Raw genomic sequence first — 19,712 nt, 5'->3', positions numbered from 1 at the left:
TCCCGGAGGATCTGATGAAAACCCGCTCTCTGACCGCTGCCCTGGCGGCTGTGCTTGCGGCGTCCGTCTCGACGACCGCGCATGCCGATCCCGTCTTCAATCGTATTGCGTCCTTCGCCGTCGCGGACAACCTGCCGTCGGGCACCGACGCCAAGACGCCGACCTCGTCCGAGATCATCGCCGCCTCGGAAGACGGCAACGTGCTCGTCTATTCGGACAGCCCGCTGAAGGCGATCGGCTTCATCGACATCACCGACGCGAAGGTTCCGAAAGCTGGCGGCAGCGTGTCTTTCGACGGCGAGCCGACCTCGGTCACCATTGCCGGCGGCAAGGCGCTGGTCGCCGTCAATACCAGCGAGAGCTTCACCAAGCCGTCGGGCGTTCTCGTCCAGGTGGACGTCGCCTCGAAGGCGATCGACGCGACCTGCGACATCGGCGGCCAGCCGGACTCGATCGCTCTCAACAAGGACAAGACGATCGCCGCGATCGCCATCGAGAACGAGCGCGACGAGGACGTCAACGACGGCGAGATCCCGCAGATGCCGGCGGGCGACCTCGTCATTCTGTCGCTCAAGGATGGCGTCGTCGACTGCGGCTCGCTGAAGCATGTCACGCTGACCGGCCTCGCCGACGTCGCCGGCGACGATCCGGAGCCGGAATTCGTCTCCTTCAACAGCCAGGACGAAATTGCCCTGACGATGCAGGAAAACAACCACATCGTCATCGTCGACGGCAAGACGGGCGGGGTGAAGGCCCACTTCTCCGCCGGCAGCACCAGCCTCGAAGGCATCGACACGAAGAAGGACGGTGCGCTGAAATTCACCGGCGATCTGAAGGACGTTCCCCGCGAGCCGGACGCCGTCAAGTGGCTCGACGACAACCGTCTCGTCATCGCCAACGAGGGCGATTACAAGGGCGGTTCGCGCGGCTTCACGATCCTCGACACGACCGGCAAGGTTCTCTACGAAAACGGTTCCGCCTTCGAGCGCGAGATCGCGAAGATCGGCCATTACCCCGACAAGCGCAACAAGAAGGGCGTCGAGCCGGAAGGCATGGAAGCGGCGAAATTCGGCGACGACAACCTGTTCTTCGTGCTCGCCGAACGCGCGTCTGTCGTCGGCGTCTACAAGGACACCGGCGCGGAGCCGCAGCTCCTGCAGCTTCTGCCGTCGGGGGTCGGTCCGGAAGGCGCCGTCGCCATTCCAAGCCGCAACCTCTTCGTGACCGCCAACGAGACGGATCTCGTCGAGGACGGCGGCGCACGCTCGCATATCATGATCTACGAGCGCGCCGAAGGCGAGGCGGCCTATCCGCAGATCGTGTCGTCGGAGAAGGATGGCGAGCTGATCGGCTTCGGCGCGCTTTCGGGCCTTGCTGCCTCCAAGGACCAGCCCGGCACGCTCTATGCCGTCAACGACTCGGTCTATGCCGCGCAGCCGACGATCTTCACGATCGACGCCAGCCAGAAGCCGGCAAAGATCACCGACGCGCTGCGGGTCACCCGCGACGGCGCGCCGGCCCAGAAGCTCGACCTCGAGGGCGTCGCGCTCGACGGCGAGGGTGGTTACTGGCTGGCCTCCGAAGGCAACACCGACAAACTCTACAGCCACGCGATCCTCCACGTGGACGCCAAGGGCGAAATCAAGCAGGAAATCGCCATTCCCGCCGAACTGCGCGCCGGCGAGAAGCGCTTCGGCTTCGAAGGCATCACCACGGTCGGCGAAGGCGACGACATGACGCTCTGGATGGCCGTGCAGCGCGAATGGGGCGATGACGAGAAGGGCTTCGTCAAGCTCGTCTCCTACAAGCCGTCCTCGGAAGAGTGGGGCGCCGTGCGCTACCCGCTCGAACCGAAGGGCGACGGCTGGGTGGGTCTTTCCGAGATCACGGCAAACGGCGACTATGCCTATATCGTCGAGCGCGACAACCTCATCGGCCAGGCGGCGAAGCTGAAGAAGATCTACCGCGTGGCACTTGCCGACCTGAAGCCGGCTGCCCTCGGCGGCGACCTGCCGGTCGTCAAGAAGGAGGAGGTCCGCGACCTCGTTCCGGACCTCAAGGCAACCGGAGGCTATGTCGTCGACAAGGTCGAAGGTTTCACGATCGATGCGGCCGGCAACGGCTATGTCGTGACCGACAACGACGGCGTCGACGATTCCTCCGGCGAGACCCTGTTCTTCGGCATCGGTCCGATGAACGCGATGTGATCGCACGAAGAGGATCGAAAAGCGGGAAGGCCGGGACATGACGCCCCGGCCTTCCTCGTCTCGAAACCTATCGTTGTCCGGCGGCTATTCTGCCGCGTGCTGCCGTCCGGCCGTCTCCGCCATGCCGTTGCCGTTGCGTGCCCGCTGCAACTCCTCCGTGCGCCGGCTGAGACAGGTGAGGATCTCGCCGAGCTGTGCCTTCTGATTGTCGTCGAGCGCCGAGAAGATCGCCTCGATCGTCTTGTGCTGCGGCTGCTGGGCGGCATTGATGACGGTGCGGCCCATCGCCGTGATCGACACGATCTTGGCGCGCCGGTCCTTCGGATCCGGTTCGCGCACCACGAGCTTGTCGCGCTCCAGCCCGTCGATCGCCTCCGTCACCGTGCGCGGCGCAAAGCCGAGCGCACTCGCGATATCGGTCGAGCGCAGCGGACCCTGACAGTCGAGCAGCAGCAGGAACTTGCTGCGCGCCAGCGACACGCCCTCGTCCATCATGCATTCGTTGAGCAGCCGGCTCACCTGGTGATAGAGCTTGAACATGCCCTGCGAGATGTCGATCGTCGTTTTCATGAGGTCCAATATAGTAATAGTGAGGGACCGCGTCAAAGACGGGCGACGGGGAGGGCCGGAATGTCCGGCGGGTTGCGGCGCCCGCGCCTGTCAGGGCAGGTCTTTTTCCATGAAGACGCTGAGCGGATCGGGCCGATATTCGGCAAAGGGCGCGCGGCGGGCAAAGCCGAAGCGCTCGTAAAGCGCGAGCGCTTCGACGTTCAGGACCCCGGTCTCGAGGCGCAGCACACTGGCGCCCATCGTTTGCGCCGTTGCCTGCAGCGTCGACAGCATGGCCTTGGAGATGCCGGCGCCGCGGGCGGACGGAACGACCCACATGCGCTTGATTTCCGCCCAACCGTCGAAAACAGCGATCGCCCCGGTTCCGACGGCCGTGCCGTCCATGGTTCGGGCGACGGCAAAATGGATGTTCGCGGCGCACACGGCGTCGAGCGGCAGGAAGTGGTTGCTTTCGGCGGGATAGAGCGACGCGCCATACGCCTCGCCCTCTGCGAGCAGCAAGAGCACGTCCTCAGTCGTCGGCTTTTCGAAACGGATCGTATATTCCACTGGTCGCTTCCGGCTCTGGGAATCGGGCCGGGGACAGCCACCGCCGCTCGATTTCCGCCGGTGCTAGCGTTGGCGATCGATTTTTGCAAGCGGACGCACGCACGCGCGTTGGTCGGCTACTTTGGCGGCGCTGCCTCGAGCGGCAGCGTCATGCGCTGGCGAAGCCCGCCTTCCGGACGGTTGGCAAGCGTCAGCTCGCCACCATTGTTCGTGATGATCTCGCGCGCGATGGCGAGGCCGAGGCCGGCGCCCGGATGGAACTTGCGCCGCCCCTCGTCGACCCGGAAGAACGGTTCGAAGACGCGGGGCATAAGGGCGTCGGGGATGCCGGGACCATCGTCGACGATCTCCACGACGGCTGTGTCGCCCTCGCTCGTGACGCTGATGCGGCCGGCGCCGCCATGGATCGCCGCGTTGGTCGCGAGGTTGCGCAGCGCGCGTTTGACGGCGAGCGGCATGGCGTCGACGGTCACCGTGCGGGCGGAGGCAACCGAAACGTCGAGGCCGATGTCGCGCAGCTCTCGTGCCGTCTCCTCGACAAGGCGGTCGAGCCGCAGCGGCTGGCGCGAGTCCGCGCTCACTTCCTCGCGCACGAGCCGGATCGCGCTGTCGGCGATGCGGTCGAGTTCGTCGATGTCCTTCAGCCAGGCCTCGCGCTCCGCGTCGTCCTCGAAGAACTCGGCGCGCAGCCGCATGCGGGTCATGGGCGTGCGCAGGTCGTGGCCGGCGGCCGCGATGAGACGCATGCGGCTTTCGACGGCGGCGTTGAGCCGGCCGGAGAGCCGGTTCATCGCGCGTGCCGTGACGCGCACCTCCTGCGGTCCGGTTTCCTCGATCGGCGGGATCACGCCATCGGGCCCGATCGAGAGAATCGTGCGTTCGACCATGCGGAAGGGCTGCGTCATGCGCTTGGCGGCGAGGATCGCGACGCCCGCGACGCCGGAAGCCACGAAGGTCAGGTAGAGCGCCAGCGAGAAGAAGGGAAAGCGTGGGCGTCGGGGGAAGGACAGATAGGCCCAGTCCGTCGCATTGAGTCTCACGGCGAGCGTCGACTGCCGGTGGTCGCTGGTCTCGAAGACCGCCAGTTGCGCGCCCGGCCGGACTTCGGCGAGCAGTTCGCTGAGCCGTTCCGTCATCGGCGGGTCGATCGTCGCGGCGGCGGGCGCCGGACCGATCTCCATGCCGGCCGCGCGCGCGATGGCGGCGTCGCCCTTGGAGAGATCGAGCGCCAGCAGCGCCTTCTCCACCATGGCCTGGCCGAACTGGTTGTCGCCGGGCCGCCGCGCGATAAACGTCGTCACCACCGCGGAGAGGATGATGACGCCGCTGATCGCCGCGATCAGCAGGATGGCGAAGCGTGTTGTGAGGGACCGCACGGCTATACCGCCACTTTCTCCACCGGGACCGAAAGCTGGTAGCCGCCGTTCCTGACCGTCTTGAACAGCCGGAAGACGCCGCCGTCGCCGAGCTTGCGGCGCAGCCGGCTCACCAGCACGTCGATCGACCGGTCGAACGGTTCGGCGCTGCGGCCCTGGGTCAGGTCGAGCAGCGAATCACGCGACAGCACGCGGCCGGGGCGGTCGAGGAAGGCGACGAGCAGGTCGAACTCGCCGCCGGTGAGGTCCACTTCGCGGCCGTTCGGATCAACGACCGTGCGGGTCTGGGTGTCGACGGCAAAGCCGGCAAAGCGGTAGTTTTCGGTTTCCTGCCGTACGGGTTCGGCCCGTCCCCGGCGCAGCACGGCGCGCGCGCGCGCCGCGAGCTCGCGCGGATTGAAGGGCTTGCCGAGATAGTCGTCGGCGCCGAGCTCGAGGCCGATGATACGGTCCACGTCCTCCTTGAGGGCGGTGAGCAGGATGATGGCGAGGTCGGCGCCCTGGTTGCGCAACGCCCGGCAGATATCGAGTCCGGAGCCGTCCGGCAGCATGACGTCGAGCACGACGAGGTCGATGCGGTGTTCCTTGAGTCGCGCTTCGCATTCGCGGCGGTCGGCGGCAAGCGTCACGCGGAATCCCTGGCCGTCGAGATATTTTCCAAGCAGGCGGCGGATTTCAGGATCGTCGTCGACGACGAGCAGATGCGGTGTGCGTTCCATCGCCCTTCATAGCAAATGGTTGCGGTCTTGGCACGGCGTCGCGGTCGGGTTCCGCCGGTGAATTGTTTCGAATCGTGACCGGGTTTGCGGCGGAAACGTTTCGTTACATCTTTGACGGCCGGGCGTCGCAAAGCGCTGCATAACCTTGCCGCGCTTCGCCCGCCGGATTGACCCGGAGAGGCCCGGAGGCGATGGTCGCGCCATGCCCTTCCGCTTCGTCCACACCGCAGACCTGCATCTCGATTCGCCGCTGTCCAGCCTGGCGCTGCGCAACGGCGCGCTCGCCGATCTGGTGCGCGGCGCGACGCGGCGGGTGCTCCAGCGCATCGTCGATCTCTGCATCGCCGAGGAGGTCGATGCCCTGCTCGTCGCCGGCGATCTCTATGACGGCTCGCAGACCTCCATGTCGACGGCGCTGTTCCTCGTTTCGGAGATGCGGCGCCTGGAGGCGGCGGGCATCCGCGTCTTCGTCATCCGCGGCAACCACGACGCCCAGTCGCAGATCACCCGCGAGCTGACCCTGCCGCCGAACGTGCACGTCTTCGACGGGCGCGGCAAGCCGGTGACGGCGGGCGCGCTCGGCAACGGCCGGCCGGTCGTCGTGCACGGCGTGAGCTTCGCCCAGCCGAAGGCGCCCGCGAGCCTGCTGCCGGCCTATCGCCGGCCGGTGGAGGACGCGGTCAATATCGGCATGCTGCACACCAGCCTTGCCGGGTCGCGGTCGCATGACGTCTACGCGCCCTGTTCGCTTGCCGACCTCGTGGCGCACGGCTTCGACTACTGGGCGCTCGGCCATATCCACCAGCGCACGCTGCACCACGCAGCGTCGCCGGTGATCGTCATGCCGGGCAATCCCCAAGGGCGCGACATCAACGAGGCGGGGCGGAAATCGGTGAGCCTCGTGACGGTCGAGGAGGACGGCTCGGTGGGCTGCGTCGAATGCGCGACCGCGATCGCCGTCTTCGAGCGCCTGACGGTCGATCTTCCGGGCATCGGCGAATGGGACGACATGCTCGCCCGCGTCCGGCAGGTGCTGGCGGCGGCGAAGGACAAGGCCGGCGACGCCGAACTCGTCGCGCGCCTGACGCTCTCCGGCGCCACGCCGCTCGCCTATGCGCTGCGGCGCGACGAGGACCTGCTCGCGGCCGAACTGCAGGCGGTCGCCGATGCCGTGTCGGGCACGTGGATCGAGAAGGTGGAACTCGGCGTCGCGCGCCCCGCCGCAACTGGCGGGGAGGGGGCCGTCGGTGCGCTCGCCGAACTCGGCGGCCTCATCGAGCGCGACGTGCTGGCGTCGCATGCCTATCGTGCGGATATCGCCGCCGCCGTTTCGGACCTGCTGCGCCAGCTTCCCCGCGAGGCGCGCGACCTGCTGTCGCCCGACGAGGCCGCCGAACAGGCGCTCATCGCGGCGATCAGCGCGGAGGGCAGCGCCGAGGTTCTGGCCCGGCTTGCCGCCGCCGCCGAGCCAGGGGACGCCTGATGCGCCTCAACCGTCTCGATCTTTCCCGCTACGGCAAGTTTACCGACCGGACGCTCGACTTCGGCCGGCCGTCGGCCGAAGGCATGGACTTCCATCTCGTCTACGGCCCGAACGAGGCCGGCAAGTCGACGCTCTTCTCGGCCTATCTCGACCTCGTCTTCGGCATCGAGCGCACGAGCGCCTACGGTTTCCTGCACGGCTATCCGCAGATGAAGGTCGGCGGAAGCCTGAGCGTCGGCGCCGCGTCCCACGACGTGCACCGGCTGAAGCGCAACCAGGGGTCGCTCGTCGGGCCGGACGACCGGCCGGTGCCGGAGACGCTCTTCCTGCCGGTGCTCGGCGGCATGGATCGTGCCGCCTACCAGATGATGTTCTCGCTCGACGACGAGAGCATCGAGCGGGGCGGCGAGGCGATCCTGAAGAGCGAGGGGGAGCTCGGCGCACTGCTCTTTTCGGCCGGCTCCGGCCTCTCCGACGTTGCGACGGGCCTCGACCGGCTGCGGGCGGAGGCGGACGTCTTCTATCGGCCGCAGGCGCGCAAGCATGATCTCGCCGCGCTGAAGGCGGATATCGAGGCGCTGGCCGACGAGCGCCGGCGGCTTGACGTCGCGGCGCGCGATTTCGGCAATCTGGTGCGCGAGCGCGAGGCGCTGGAGGCGCGCTACGCCGAAAGCCTGTCGCGCCGCGCCGCCACGCGGGCGGCGATGGACGAGGTGGAGCGGCGGATCGGCGCGATCCCGCTGCTCGGGCGCCTCGCCGGCCTGCGTGCCGAGCTTGCCGCCTTCGAGGCGGGCGACGCGCCGCCGCCCGAATGGCGCGACGCGGTGGCCCGGCTGTCGCGCGAGGAGGCCGAGATCGACGCGCGGGCGGAACGGCTCGACCGCGATCTGGCGCAGAAGACCGAGGCGCGCGACGCGCTGGTGCCGGACGCGGCCATCCTCGCCATCGAGGACGAGATTTCAGCCGTCGCGGCATCACCGCTCGAGGCGCGCTTCCGCACGGCGCAGATGGATCTTGCCGCACGCGAGGCCGACCGGACGCGCGGCGAGGCGGAGGTTGCCGCGGCCCTGCGCGCGCTCGATGCGCCGGCGGGAGCGGACCCCGCGACCCTCGTGCTGCCGGCCGCCATCATCGAGGCGCTGTCTGCCGCTGCGGCGCGCTGGTCGGGCCTGCGGGAGAAGACGGCGGCGGCCGAGCGCGAGGCGGCGGAGGCGGCCCGGCTGCTCGGCAAGGCGGACGACGGGGCGAAGCGGTTCGGCGAACCCGCGGCGATGCCGGTGGCGGACGACCTGTCGGCCGCGCTGCGCGCCGCGCGGGCCGGCGGGCTGGTGAGCCGCCTCCGCGATGCCGAGAGGCTCGTCGCACAGGCTCAGGCGACGCTCCGGCCGCTCGCCGAAAATCTGGCCCCGTGGACGGGAGACCCGGCGCAGCTTTCCGGCCGGCCGGTGCCGGCCGCCGACACGCTGTCGGCCTGGCGGCGTCGGCGCGAGGCGCTTGCCGAGCGGGAGCGGCGGTTCGCCGAGACACGGGCTGCGCTCGCCGCGGAGCGGGCGGCGCAGGCGGCACGGCTCGACGGCATCCGCGCGGAGTCGGACGTCATGCCGGACGCCGAGGCGCGGCACCTGCGCGAGGCACGCGATGCCGCCTGGCGACGGCACCGGCAGGCGCTCGGCGAGGAGACGGCGGCGACCTTCGAGGCGGCGCTCGCCGCCGACGACGCGGCCGCCGCGCGACGGCTCGCCGAAGCCGGGCGGCTCTCCGACATGCGGGCCGCGGCGCGGGCACTGGCCGAGGCCGAGGCGCGGCTTTCGGTGCTGCCGGACGAGGCGGCCGCGATCGCGGCGGAGCGGGTGGCCGTCGACGGCGAGATCATGCGGGCCGCGGCCGCGCTCGGCCTGCCGGAGGCGCCGGATATCGACGGGCTGGAGGACTGGTTACGCCGGCGTCAGGCGGCGGCGGAGGCGGCGGCGGTGCTCGACCGCTGTCGGGCGGAGCTCGCGGTGCTGCGCGCCGAGGCGGATACGGTTTCGCGCCGCCTCGCAACGCTGCTCGGCGGCGAGCCCGTGTCGGCAACCGCAGCGGCGCTCGAGGAACTGTTCCTCGTCGCCGAGGACCGGTTGGCCGCGCTCAAGGACATGGCCGCGCGCGCCCGGGCCGCCGCCGAGGCGCTGCGCGATGCGCGCGAGGCGGTCGAGCAGCGCGAGGCCGCGCACCGGCAGGCGTCGGCAGAGCTCGCGCGATGGACGGAAGACTGGACGGCGCTTCTTGCGGGAACGTGGCTCGGCGACTGCCGCGCGCCGGAGGCGGTCGCCCGTCTCGTCGTGCCGCTGCAGGATCTGGCGCGGCGGCTCGAAAGCACGCGCGAGCTGGATCACCGGATCGAGGCCATGCGGCGCGACCGGGCGGCCTATGCCGAGCAGGTGCGCCATCTCGTGGACCGGCTCGGCCTCGATGACGACGGTACGGACCCGCTGCGGGCCTTCCAGACGATCGTCGGCCGCCTGCAGCAGGCCCGCGACGAGCGGCGGCGGCAGGCCGCGCTTGCCGCCGACGTCGCGACGCTGGAAGAGGAGCGCGCGCGGCTCGACGAACGGCAGCGCACCCACCGGGCCGATGCGGCGCGCATCCTCGCCGCGCTCGGCGTCGCGACGCTCGACGAGGCGGCGGCGCGGCTCGGCGAATTCGCACGCCGGGAAACGCTCCGCCAGCGGGTGGACGAGACGGCGCTCGACCTGACCCGGCAGCTTGCGACGGCGACCGTCGAGGAGGCCGAGGCGCGGCTCGCGGCGACCGACGAGGCCGGCCTCCAGCTCGAACGGGCCCGGCTCGCCACGGCCTTCGAGGCCGAGGACGCGGAATTGCGCGACCTGCATGCCACCCGCATGACGCTCTTCGACACGATTGCCCGCATCGGCGGCGACGGCACGGTCGCGGCGATCGAGGAGCGGCGCCGCACGCTCGTCGTCGAAACGGCCGAGCGCGCCTGGCGCCACCTGTCGCTGCGCGCCGGCATCCTAGCCGCCGAGACGGCGCTGCGGCTCTACCGCGACCGCCATCGCAGCGACATGATGCGCCGGGCCTCCGACGCGTTCCGGGTCATCAGCGGCGGCGAATATTCCGGCCTCTCGACGGTGATGGAGAAGGACCAGGAACTGCTGATCGCCGTCGCGGCGGCCGGCGGCTCGAAGCTCGCGCGGGAACTGTCCAAGGGCACGCGTTTCCAGCTCTATCTGGCGCTGCGCGTCGCCGGCTACCACGAGATCGCCGCGACGCGCGAGACGCTGCCCTTCATCGCCGACGACATCATGGAGACCTTCGACGACGGACGGTCGCTGAACGCGCTGAGGCTGATGGCGGAGATGTCGCGGGCAGGGCAGGTGATCTACCTCACCCACCACCAGCATCTCTGCGACATCGCGCGCGCGGCCTGCCCGTCCGTGACGATCCACGAACTGTGACGGCGAAGCGCCGAGGGCGTCAGGCGAAGGCCTGCTGCAGGATGTGCATGGTGGCCATGAAGCCCGCGACGAGCACGCCGCCGATCACGACGACCGAGGCCACAAAGACGAGGCCGCCGGCGAGCACCCAGACGCCGTCCCGCTCCAGCATGCCGAAGGCGAAGAGGCAGATGGCGAGCGCCGGCAGGATGTTGCCGAGCGGCAGCGGCAGGAAGAGAATGATCGCCAGCACGAGACAGAGCCCGCCGATGATATTTTCCGCCGGCGGATAGGTCAGCAGTGAAAGGCGCGGCTGCAGCATGCGTTCGGCGCGCGCGATCCAGGGCGCCGCCCGCTCCGTGACCGCCGAGAAATCGGACCTGGTCATCGATCGCCGCGCGATGACGTCGGGCAGCCAGGGCGACTTTCCGAGCATCATCTGCGCCGCGAGGAAGATCAGCGGCGCGCCGAGGATCGCTGAGGTGCCGGGTGGTGTCGGGACGAGATTCGGCACGGCGAAGATCAGCATCAACGCGCCGAAGGTGCGGTCGCCCATGGCGGTGAAGAGATCGGCGACGGAGATCCGGTCGCGCTTTTCGTCGGCCGCCAGCATCGCGAGGATTTCGGAGAACCGGCGCCGCGGCTCGCGCCGCCGCCCGTTCGCCGCCGCGTCATAGCCGATTTGCTTGTCGTCGCCATTCACATCCGCCGTCAACAGGTCGCTCCGTCCTCGTTCGCCCTGCCGCACCGTAGCCCGTCCGCGTGACCAAATTGTAACGTGTGCCAGGCCGAAGGCGGCCCGGGCGCCTCGTGCGGGACAGGCATGCCGGTTGCGCCGTGTTCCGGCCCGCTTTGTCGTCTAGCGTCGGACAGGCGCACCGGCGGCGGGCTTGACAGCATGCGGCAGCGGTGGTCTTACGCTCCGCGAGACAACGGCCTCCGGCCACGGGCAGGGCATGAACCGGCAGACGACAAATGACGGGACGATGCGGCGGCGCCGGCTCCAGGCCGCGGGCGGCCTCGGATTCGTGTTCGTCGTTTTCGCCTTCCTGCTGTCGCTCGTCGGCGCCGGCGGCGCGCCTGCGGGCTCGCCGCTCGCCGCCGCGCGCTCGCAGCCGGCGGAGCAGGCGGCCGACGGCGGCCGCCAGTCGATCGCCCGCGCCAAGCGCGGCGGGCCGCTGACCGCCGGCGGACAGGTGCCGCGCGGCGAGGCCTCGCTGCCCGCCGGAACCGCCGCCGAGCGGCGCGTCGTCAAGGCCGCCCAGGCGGCCGGCGGCGATGCCGGTGCCAAGCCCTTCCTTCCGCCCTCGGACGTCGGTGTTGTCTTCGCCACGGCGGATGAGGAGGACGATGTCCGCCTGAAGGCCCGCTATCCGCAGACCCCGGCCGTCCGCCATTTCGACGGCAGGGCGCCGCCCGCCCGTCTCGGCTGAGCCGGTCCGCCGAATGTTTCCGGCCTGACTTCCGTTCCATGCATATCACCGGGCAGCGTCGTCTTTTGCGGGACGCGCCCGTCATTATCAGGGTGGTTCACACCATGCGCATTTCCAAATGGTCGCTCGCGGCCTATCTCATCATCATTTTCTTCGGCGTCCTGACGGCCGTGCCGAACATCCTGCCGTCATCCGTGCTGCAGAGCTACGGGCGTTTCCTGCCGGCCAATCCGGTGACGCTCGGCCTCGACCTTCGCGGCGGCTCGCATCTCGTGCTCGAGGTGGACGCGGAGGCGCTGCGCAAGGCGCGCATCGACGTTGCCCTCAACGACATCCGTGGCATCCTGCGCCAGGACGGGCAGCGCAGCTCCGCCGTCCGCGCCAATGGCGACCAGCTCGTCATATCGCTGCCCGACCAGGAGGCGATGGACAAGGTCCTGCCGGACATCCGCAACCTCGTGGCGCCGACCGGCCTCTCGCTCGGCTTCGGCAGCGGCCAGCCGGACCTCGACGTCTCGACCGAGGGGACCGTGATCACGGTCGCGCTGACGGAAGCCGGGCTGCAGGAACGCATGAACGCGGCCGTCGAGCAGAGCCTCGAGGTCATCCGGCGCCGCGTCGACCAGGTCGGCGTCGCCGAGCCGCTGATCCAGCGCGTCGGCGGCGACCGCATCCTCGTCCAGCTTCCGGGCCTGCAGGACCCGACGCGGCTGCGCCAGCTGCTCGGCTCGACCGCGCAGATGAGCTTTCACATGCTCGACCAGACCGTCGACCCGAACGGCATCGCGCCGCGCGGCGTGACGATCCTGCCCGGTGCCAATGACGGCAACAAGTATCCGGTCGAGGACCGCGTCGAGATCTCGGGCGACCGGCTGGCCGACGCCAAGGCGGGCTTCGACCAGCGCACCAACGAACCGATCGTCTCCTTCACCTTCGATACGACCGGCGCGCGCCAGTTCGCGGACATCACCCGGGCGAATGTCGGCCGGCCCTTCGCCATCGTGCTTGACGGCAAGGTGCTGACGGCGCCGGTCATCCGCGAGCCGATCATCGGCGGTTCCGGCCAGATCAGCGGCAACTTCACGCCGCAGGAGGCGACCGTGCTCTCGGCGCTGCTGCGCTCCGGCGCACTGCCCGCGCCGCTGACCATCATCGAGGAGCGCAGCGTCGGCCCGAACCTCGGCAGCGACTCGATCCGCATGGGGCTCTACACGGGTCTCGCCGGCTTCGCGCTCGTCGTGGCGCTGATGGTCGTGCTCTACGGCGCCTGGGGCATGATCGCCAATGTCGGCCTCGTCCTGCACACGATCATGACGATCGGCGTGCTCGGCCTTCTCGGCTCGACGCTGACGCTGCCCGGCATCGCCGGCATCATCCTCGGCATCGGCATGGCGGTCGACGCCAACATCCTCATCAACGCCCGCATACGCGAGGAGACGCAGGCGGGCGCCGGGGCGATGAAGGCGCTCGATATCGGCTTCAACAAGGCCTACGCGACGATCCTCGATTCGAACGTCACCACGCTCTCGGGCACGCTGCTGCTCTTCTGGTTCGGTTCCGGCCCGGTGCGCGGCTTCGCCGTCACCATGATGCTCGGCATCGTCATCTCGATGTTCACGTCGATCACCGTCGTGCGCCTGCTGATGCGCGAGGTCGTGGTGCGCCGGAAGATGAAGACGCTCGACATCCCGTCGCTCTTCGGCCGCGTGCCGAAGATCCCGAGCTTCTCCTTCATGCGCGGCCGCTTCGTCGCCATCGGCATGTCGGCCTTCCTGTCGATCTCGTCGGTGGTGCTGTTCCTCACGCCGGGCCTCAACTACGGCATCGACTTCGTCGGCGGCATCCAGGTCGAGGCGACCTCCAAGACGCCGATCGACATTGCCCACCTGCGCGAGCAGCTCGAAGGGCTGGACCTCGGCGAGGTCGCGCTCCAGGAATTCGGCCAGGGCACGTCCGTCCTGATCCGCGTCCAGCGCCAGCCGGGCGGCGAACAGGAACAGACGGCGGCGCTCGCCAAGGTCCGCGACCAGGTGGCCACGGCCGTGCCGGACTCGAGCATCGAACGGACGGAAGTGGTGGGCCCGACCGTCAGCGCGGAGCTCGCGCGTTCCGGCTTCCTTGCCGTCGCGCTGGCGATGATGGCGATCCTGCTCTACATCTGGTGGCGGTTCGAATGGCACTTCGCCGTCGGCGCCATCGCGGTGCTGCTGCTCGACATCACCAAGACGATCGGCTTCTTCGCGCTCACCGGCGTCGACTTCAACCTGACGGCGATTGCCGCCGTGCTGACGATGATCGGCTACTCGGTCAACGACAAGGTGGTGGTCTACGACCGCATGCGCGAAAACCTCAGGCGCTACAAGTCGATGCCCTTCTCGGAGCTGATCGACATGTCGATCAACCAGGTGCTGGCGCGATGCATCTTCACGTCGATGGCGACGGCCCTGTCGCTGGTGCCGATGGCGATCTGGGGCGGCGATGCGGTGCGGAGCTTCGCCTGGCCGATGATCTTCGGCGTCATCGTCGCGACCACCTCGTCGATCTATATCGGCGGGCCGATCCTGCTCTTCCTCAGCCGCTGGTGGACGGACCGCGAGGGCACGCGGCAGCCGGGCGCCGCGGTCGCCGCCGGCGAAGCCGCGACGACGGACGCAAAGTAGCCGCACGATCCACAGACCGACGGACGGACGGGCGCTTCGGCGCCCGTTTCGATTCAGATAAGGCGGGCGGGCGAGAAGGCGCCGGGCTCAACGCCCTCGCGCAGGAGCGCGGCAGGCAGCGGCCCGCCCGCCAGCAGCGCGGCGGCAAGCTGGCCGAGCGCCGGCGAGGTGAGGATGCCGGAGCCACCCTGACCGGCAAGCCAGAAGAAGGCCGGGTGGTCGCGCGCCGGCCCGACGACCGGCAGGCGGTCCGGTGCGAAGGAGCGCAGGCCGGCCCAGCTGCTCGCGATGCGCCGGACCTCGAGTGTCGTCGCCTCCTCGAGATAGTGGGCCGCATAGGCGACGTCGAGCTCCTCCGGCTGGGCGTCGCCCGCCTCGCACGGCGTCTCGTCGGCGGGCGACACGAGGAGCCGCCCGGCATCCGGCTTGAAATAGAACCGGTCCGCGATATCGCTGACCTCCGGCAGAGCGGCGGCGTCGGTGCCGTTCGGCAGGTCGACGGTGATCGCCGTGCGCCGGTGCGGCACGATGCCGAGGGGCTGAACGCCGGCCGCTGCCGCGACGGCGTCCGCCCATGCGCCCGCCGCGTTCACCATCGTCGCGGCCGCAAAGGCGCCGGCCGTCGTCTCCAGCGTCCAGCGGCGGCCGTCATGCCGGGCCCCGCAGAGCTCCGCGCCGCTCGTGACGGTCGCGCCGTGACGCCGCGCGCCGCGCAGATAGCCCTGGAGAAGCTGGTCGACGTCGATGTCCCAGTAGTCCGGATCGAAACAGGCGGCGGCGAGATAGTCGGGGTCGAGGAAGGGGACACGGGCGAGCGCCTGCTCCGTCGTCAGCCGCAGCACGGCGGCACCCGCCGCATCGGCGCGGCGGTAGGCTGCCTCGACCTTCGCCTCCTGGCCGGCGGTGCCGACGAGGACTGCGCCGCGGCGGGCGAGCAGCGGGCTTTCGGCGAAGCCGTCCGGCGGCGTCATCATGAAGCCGTGGCTGGCGCGGGCCAGCGCGTTGACCGCAGGGGCGTTGTCGCGCAGCGTGAATTCGGCGGCGGAGCGGCCGGTGCTGTGATAGCCGGGCGCCGTTTCCCGCTCGATCAGCAGGACGGAGCGCTGCGGCGCGAGGAAACAGGCGAGCGACGCGCCCGCGATGCCGCCGCCGATGATCGCGATGTCGTAGCTTGTCATGGTCGTCCCGCCGAATGCCGTTGTCCGGCAAGCTCTAGGCGAAGGTCGACCCCTTCTCAAATTTATAGGTGTGAAAGTCGGTATCAATCGGAGTGATGCTGCTCGGCATGCACCCAGAGCGGCACGCCGGCCACATGGGCGAGGAAGGCGCGCTCGGCGGAGTTGAGCGCCGCGGCGGGGTTGGTGATCCGGAAGGTCTCGACCATCGGCAGGGGGGCATAGGGCGGGAGCTGCCACAGCTCGCCCCGCCCGACGGCCGTCCCGGTCAGATGCTGCGGCAGCATGCCGATCCCGGCATTGGCGACGACGAGCCGCATGACCTCCTCGACATTGAAGGCGAGCGCGCGGACCTGCTGGCCGAAGGAGCCGATGGCGAGCACGGCGGTGACCGGTCCCATGTGCGTCCCGCCGAGCACGTCGGACAGGAAGCTGACATAGGGTTCGCCGTGCAGGTCCTCGACGGTCGCACCCGCGACGCCGAAGAGGCGGTGGCCGCGGCCGCAGTACAGCGCGTAGCTCTCCCGGCAGAACGGCACCTTCTCCAGTGTCCTCGGGATGATGCCGTCCGAGATGCCGATCGTCGCGATGCCGCGCTCGACCGAGCGGATGACGTCCGACGTCGTCTCGACGCGCACGCCGGCGGTGACCTTCGGATAGAGCCGGAAGAAGGCGGCGAGCGCCCGGTCCCATTCGGGGTTGATCGCGTGGCTGACCGTATGGATCGTGATGTGGCCCGTGACGTCCTCGCCGGAGGTCTCCATGGCTTCCGGAAGGCGGACGACCGCGGTGAAGATGTCGCGGCAATGCGCATGCAGCCGCTCGCCCGCCTCCGTCAGTTCGAAGCGGCCCGGCCGGCGGTCGATCAGCCGATGCCCGACGGTCTGCTCAAGGCGCTTGAGCGCCATGCTCACGGCGGGCTGCTGCAGCAGCAGCCGGTCGGCGGCGCGCGTGATGCTGCCTTCCTCGACGACGACCACGAAGGTCCGCAGCAGGTTCCAGTCGAGATTGTGCGCGAAGCGTTCGAGGCGGTTGAGCGGCATGGCGCTAGCTAGGACGGCAAAGGCGCCAATGGCAAGGCCGGTGCGCGGATCGCGCGCACCGGCCCCGGCAAAGGCAGTCCGTCGGCCTCACTTCATCGTATAGATGTCGATGGTGAAGTACTTGTCGTTGATCTTCTGGTAGGTGCCGTCGGCGCGGATCTCCTTGAGCGCCGCGTTCAGCTTCTCGCGCAGGTCGTTGTCCTCCTGGCGAACGGCGATGCCGACGCCGTCGCCGACGAATTTGGGATCGGTGATCGGCTCGCCGATCAGTTCGCAGCAGGCCTTGCCGTCGTCGTTCTTGGTGACCCAGTCAAGCAGCGGGATCATGTCGCCGACCTGCAGGTCGAGCCGGCCGTTCGCCATGTCGAGGTTCACCTCGTCCTGCGTCGGATAGAGCTTGATGTCGGCGTCGGGGTAGACGGCGGCGACATAGTCGGCCTGCGTCGTGCCGGACTGCGCGCCGATCGCCTTGCCCTTCATGCCCTCGTTGGTGAAATCCGTGATGCCGGCACCCTTGGCGGCGGCATGCGTCATGGCGGCGAGATAGTAGGGGTCGGTGAAGGAGACCTGCTTCTTGCGTTCCTCGGTGATGAACATCGAGGCGATGATCATGTCGTATTTCTTCGCCTGCAGGCCGGGGATGATGCCGTCCCAGTCCTGCGCGACGACCGCGCACTCGACCTTCATCCGGGCGCAGAGCGCAAGGCCGATCTCGACGTCGAAGCCGGCGAGGTTGCCGGCCGTGTCCTGGAAGTTGAAGGGCGGGTAGGCGCCCTCCGTGCCGATCGTCAGGCTTTCGGCCATGGCCGGCAGCGACAGCAGCGTCCCGGCGGCAAGCGCCAGCGCGACGAGTTTCGTTTTCATGGAAGGTTCCCCGTTTTCGTTGTGGATGGGGAACCGTACTGCCGCGAGCGGCATAAACGAAATAGATAGGCCTGATAGCCGACATTGCCCGGATTGATGCGCAGGACGGCCGGATCAACGGCGGCCCTGCGTCGGGAGCCGCTACCAGCGCTGGTGCACGTGCGGCGCGATCAGGCGGTAGTAGATTTCCCGCGTCGCCTCCATCACGTCTTCCGGGATGGCGGGAAGCGAGGCTGCGACGGCATTCGCCTTGGCCTGCGCGGCGTTGCGGGCGCCGGGAATGACGACGCTGACGGCGTCCTGCATGAGGATCCAGCGGAGCGCGAAGGCCACCATGCTCTGCCCCGCCGGCACGAGGGCGCGGATCTCCTCGACGGCGGCAAGGCCCGTCTCGAAGGGCACGCCGGCAAAGGTCTCGCCGACGTCGAAAGCCTCGCCGTGGCGGTTGAAGCTGCGGTGGTCGTCGGCGGCGAAGGCCGTCTCGCGCGTGATCTTGCCGGAGAGCAGGCCGCTGGCGAGCGGTACGCGGGCGATGACCGCAACGTTGTGCCGCGCCGCTTCCCTGAAGAAGAGCTGCGCCGGGCGCTGGCGGAACATGTTGTAGATGATCTGGACGCTGACGACATGCGGGAACTCGATCGCCTTCAGCGCCTCCTCGACCTTCTCGACGCTGACGCCGAAATGCGCGATCTTGCCCGCCGCCTTCAGGTCGTCCATCGCCTGGAAGACCTCCGGCCGGTAGTAGACCTCGGTCGGCGGGCAATGAAGCTGGACGAGGTCGAGGCAGTCGACGCCGAGGTTCTTGAGGCTGCGGTCGACGAAAGCTTCGAGATTGGCCCCGGTGTAGCCGTCCGCGACATGCGGCGAGAGCCGGCGGCCCGCCTTGGTCGCCACCATCGGCCGGTTGCCGCCGCGTTCCTTCAGCACCTCGGCGATGATTTTCTCCGAGCGCCCGTCGCCATAGACGTCGGCCGTGTCGATGAAGGTCATGCCCGCGTCGAGCGCGGCGTGGAGGGCGGCGCGCCCGTCCGCCTCGCTGACATCGCCCCAGGCGCCGCCGATCTGCCAGGCGCCGAAGCCGATGTCGGTCGTCGTGAAGCCGGTGCGGCCGAACTTGCGGTGTCTCATGGGAAATCCTCCGTCTGTCTGCCTCGTGGCGCGGGCGTAGCACTCCGCGCGAGGGCGGACAAGAATTTCTCCGCGGCGGCCGCTCAGACGGAAACGATCTCGGCCAGGAAGAACACGGCATCATCGCCAGCCGGGACGACCTCCGCGGTGCCCGCGCCGTCGAGCAGCAGGGCATCGAAAGGATGCATGCCGACGAGCCCGTCGCCCGTTGCAACGCCGAGCGGATCGAGCGCGAGCAGAAGCCTCGATCCGGACGCATCGGGCAGCGGCAGGGGGGATCCCTTGGCGGCGAACCGCGACAGCCGGTGCACATGGACGCCGCGGCGCGTCATGACGTTGAGGTCGGTGATCGGCCCGCCCGTGAGGCGGGCCGTGGTCGGCGCATCGGCGGGAAAGGCGAGCGGCGCGCTTTCCGGCGTCAGCAGTCGCTTACCGATCCCCTCGATCGAAAGTTCCATGCCGTTGCCCGACAGCACCGCGAGCGTGCGGTCGATGCCGGGAAAGACCGAGAACGGGCCGTCGCTCGCAACCGTCGCCATGCTGATCCGCCAGCCGAAATCCGAAAGGCCGGCGCCTTCTGGAAAGACGGCGATCTCGACCGTCTCGCCGCCGCCGTTTTTCCAGGGCATGCGGCGATGATCTGTGGAGCGGAGGAGCCGCATCCTCAGTTGCCGAGGATGCCGGGGAGCCTGAGGCCCTTGTCCCTGGCGCAGTCGATCGCGATGTCGTAGCCGGCGTCGGCGTGGCGCATGACGCCGGTCGCCGGGTCGTTCCACAGCACCCGGCCGACACGCTCGGCGGCGTCATCCGAACCGTCGCAGCAGATGACGACGCCCGAATGCTGCGAGAAGCCCATGCCAACGCCGCCGCCATGGTGCAGCGACACCCAGGTGGCACCCGATGCGGTGTTGAGCAGGGCGTTCAGCAGCGGCCAGTCGGAGACGGCGTCGGACCCGTCCTTCATCGCTTCTGTCTCGCGGTTCGGCGAGGCGACGGAGCCGGAATCGAGGTGGTCGCGGCCGATGACGACCGGGGCCTTCAACTCGCCGTTCCTGACCATCTCGTTGA

General features: G+C 69.3%; 15 protein-coding genes and 1 pseudogene. 5 read left to right on the top strand and 11 right to left on the bottom strand.

The window, feature by feature from the left end; all coding sequences use genetic code 11:
• The first annotated feature begins 14 nt into the window (after positions 1-14).
• Positions 15-2,207 (top strand): esterase-like activity of phytase family protein, encoded by a 2,193-nt coding sequence (locus LXM94_RS05710; RefSeq protein ID WP_235770196.1) that lies wholly within the window; start codon positions 15-17, stop codon positions 2,205-2,207.
• Between the two features lie 84 nt (positions 2,208-2,291).
• On the opposite strand, the gene LXM94_RS05705 is transcribed toward LXM94_RS05710, so the two are convergent.
• The 4 genes from LXM94_RS05705 to LXM94_RS05690 all read right to left on the bottom strand — a co-directional run bounded on the left by LXM94_RS05705 (position 2,292) and on the right by LXM94_RS05690 (position 5,421).
• Positions 2,292-2,777: a MarR family winged helix-turn-helix transcriptional regulator gene (locus tag LXM94_RS05705; RefSeq protein ID WP_235770195.1), complete on the bottom strand. Its 486-nt coding sequence runs from the start codon at positions 2,775-2,777 to the stop codon at positions 2,292-2,294.
• 90 nt (positions 2,778-2,867) lie between these two features.
• The gene (locus LXM94_RS05700; RefSeq protein ID WP_235770194.1) at positions 2,868-3,326 is read right to left on the bottom strand and encodes a GNAT family N-acetyltransferase; all 459 of its coding nucleotides are present in this window, start codon (positions 3,324-3,326) and stop codon (positions 2,868-2,870) included.
• Between the two features lie 116 nt (positions 3,327-3,442).
• On the bottom strand, positions 3,443-4,702 hold the full coding sequence (locus LXM94_RS05695; protein WP_235770193.1) for an ATP-binding protein: 1,260 nt from the start codon (positions 4,700-4,702) through the stop codon (positions 3,443-3,445).
• Positions 4,703-4,704: 2 nt separating this feature from the next.
• Positions 4,705-5,421: a response regulator gene (locus LXM94_RS05690; protein WP_235770192.1), complete on the bottom strand. Its 717-nt coding sequence runs from the start codon at positions 5,419-5,421 to the stop codon at positions 4,705-4,707.
• 202 nt (positions 5,422-5,623) lie between these two features.
• Here LXM94_RS05690 and LXM94_RS05685 point away from each other — a divergent pair, with 202 nt between their 5' ends.
• The gene (locus LXM94_RS05685) at positions 5,624-6,904 is read left to right on the top strand and encodes a DNA repair exonuclease (RefSeq protein WP_235770191.1); all 1,281 of its coding nucleotides are present in this window, start codon (positions 5,624-5,626) and stop codon (positions 6,902-6,904) included.
• Positions 6,904-10,362 carry an AAA family ATPase gene (locus LXM94_RS05680; RefSeq protein ID WP_235770190.1) on the top strand — a complete coding sequence of 1,153 codons (3,459 nt, stop codon included), beginning with the start codon at positions 6,904-6,906 and terminating at the stop codon, positions 10,360-10,362. Before LXM94_RS05685 ends, LXM94_RS05680 begins: the two co-directional genes overlap by 1 nt.
• A gap of 19 nt (positions 10,363-10,381) precedes the next feature.
• Here LXM94_RS05680 and LXM94_RS05675 read toward each other — a convergent pair whose 3' ends face one another.
• Positions 10,382-11,023 (bottom strand): exopolysaccharide biosynthesis protein, encoded by a 642-nt coding sequence (locus LXM94_RS05675; protein ID WP_408015589.1) that lies wholly within the window; start codon positions 11,021-11,023, stop codon positions 10,382-10,384.
• Positions 11,024-11,297: 274 nt separating this feature from the next.
• On the opposite strand from LXM94_RS05675, the gene LXM94_RS05670 reads away from it, so the two are divergent.
• Both LXM94_RS05670 and secD read left to right on the top strand, forming a co-directional pair.
• Positions 11,298-11,774, top strand: coding sequence for a hypothetical protein (locus LXM94_RS05670; protein WP_235770188.1), 477 nt, complete (start codon positions 11,298-11,300; stop codon positions 11,772-11,774).
• Positions 11,775-11,878: 104 nt separating this feature from the next.
• The gene (secD, locus tag LXM94_RS05665) at positions 11,879-14,434 is read left to right on the top strand and encodes a protein translocase subunit SecD (protein ID WP_235770187.1); all 2,556 of its coding nucleotides are present in this window, start codon (positions 11,879-11,881) and stop codon (positions 14,432-14,434) included.
• A 53-nt stretch (positions 14,435-14,487) separates the two neighbouring features.
• Here the strand turns inward: secD and LXM94_RS05660 are convergent, their stop codons facing one another.
• The 6 genes and pseudogenes from LXM94_RS05660 to LXM94_RS05635 all read right to left on the bottom strand — a co-directional run.
• Positions 14,488-15,612, bottom strand: a complete 1,125-nt coding sequence (locus tag LXM94_RS05660) for an NAD(P)/FAD-dependent oxidoreductase (RefSeq protein ID WP_235770186.1) — start codon at positions 15,610-15,612, stop codon at positions 14,488-14,490.
• A gap of 83 nt (positions 15,613-15,695) precedes the next feature.
• The gene (locus tag LXM94_RS05655; protein ID WP_235770185.1) at positions 15,696-16,652 is read right to left on the bottom strand and encodes a LysR family transcriptional regulator; all 957 of its coding nucleotides are present in this window, start codon (positions 16,650-16,652) and stop codon (positions 15,696-15,698) included.
• 87 nt (positions 16,653-16,739) lie between these two features.
• Positions 16,740-17,516: an ABC transporter substrate-binding protein gene (locus LXM94_RS05650; RefSeq protein WP_235770184.1), complete on the bottom strand. Its 777-nt coding sequence runs from the start codon at positions 17,514-17,516 to the stop codon at positions 16,740-16,742.
• A 141-nt stretch (positions 17,517-17,657) separates the two neighbouring features.
• Positions 17,658-18,644: an aldo/keto reductase gene (locus LXM94_RS05645; protein ID WP_235770183.1), complete on the bottom strand. Its 987-nt coding sequence runs from the start codon at positions 18,642-18,644 to the stop codon at positions 17,658-17,660.
• A gap of 83 nt (positions 18,645-18,727) precedes the next feature.
• Positions 18,728-19,306 (bottom strand): HutD/Ves family protein, encoded by a 579-nt coding sequence (locus LXM94_RS05640; RefSeq protein WP_235770182.1) that lies wholly within the window; start codon positions 19,304-19,306, stop codon positions 18,728-18,730.
• A 2-nt stretch (positions 19,307-19,308) separates the two neighbouring features.
• Positions 19,309-19,712 (bottom strand): annotated as a pseudogene (locus LXM94_RS05635) (urocanate hydratase); the annotation flags it as partial.

The sequence above is a fragment of the Rhizobium alarense genome, from assembly GCF_021555155.1.
Classification (GTDB): Bacteria; Pseudomonadota; Alphaproteobacteria; order Rhizobiales; family Rhizobiaceae; genus Rhizobium_D; species Rhizobium_D alarense.
This window is presented reverse-complemented; position numbering and strand designations above follow the sequence as displayed.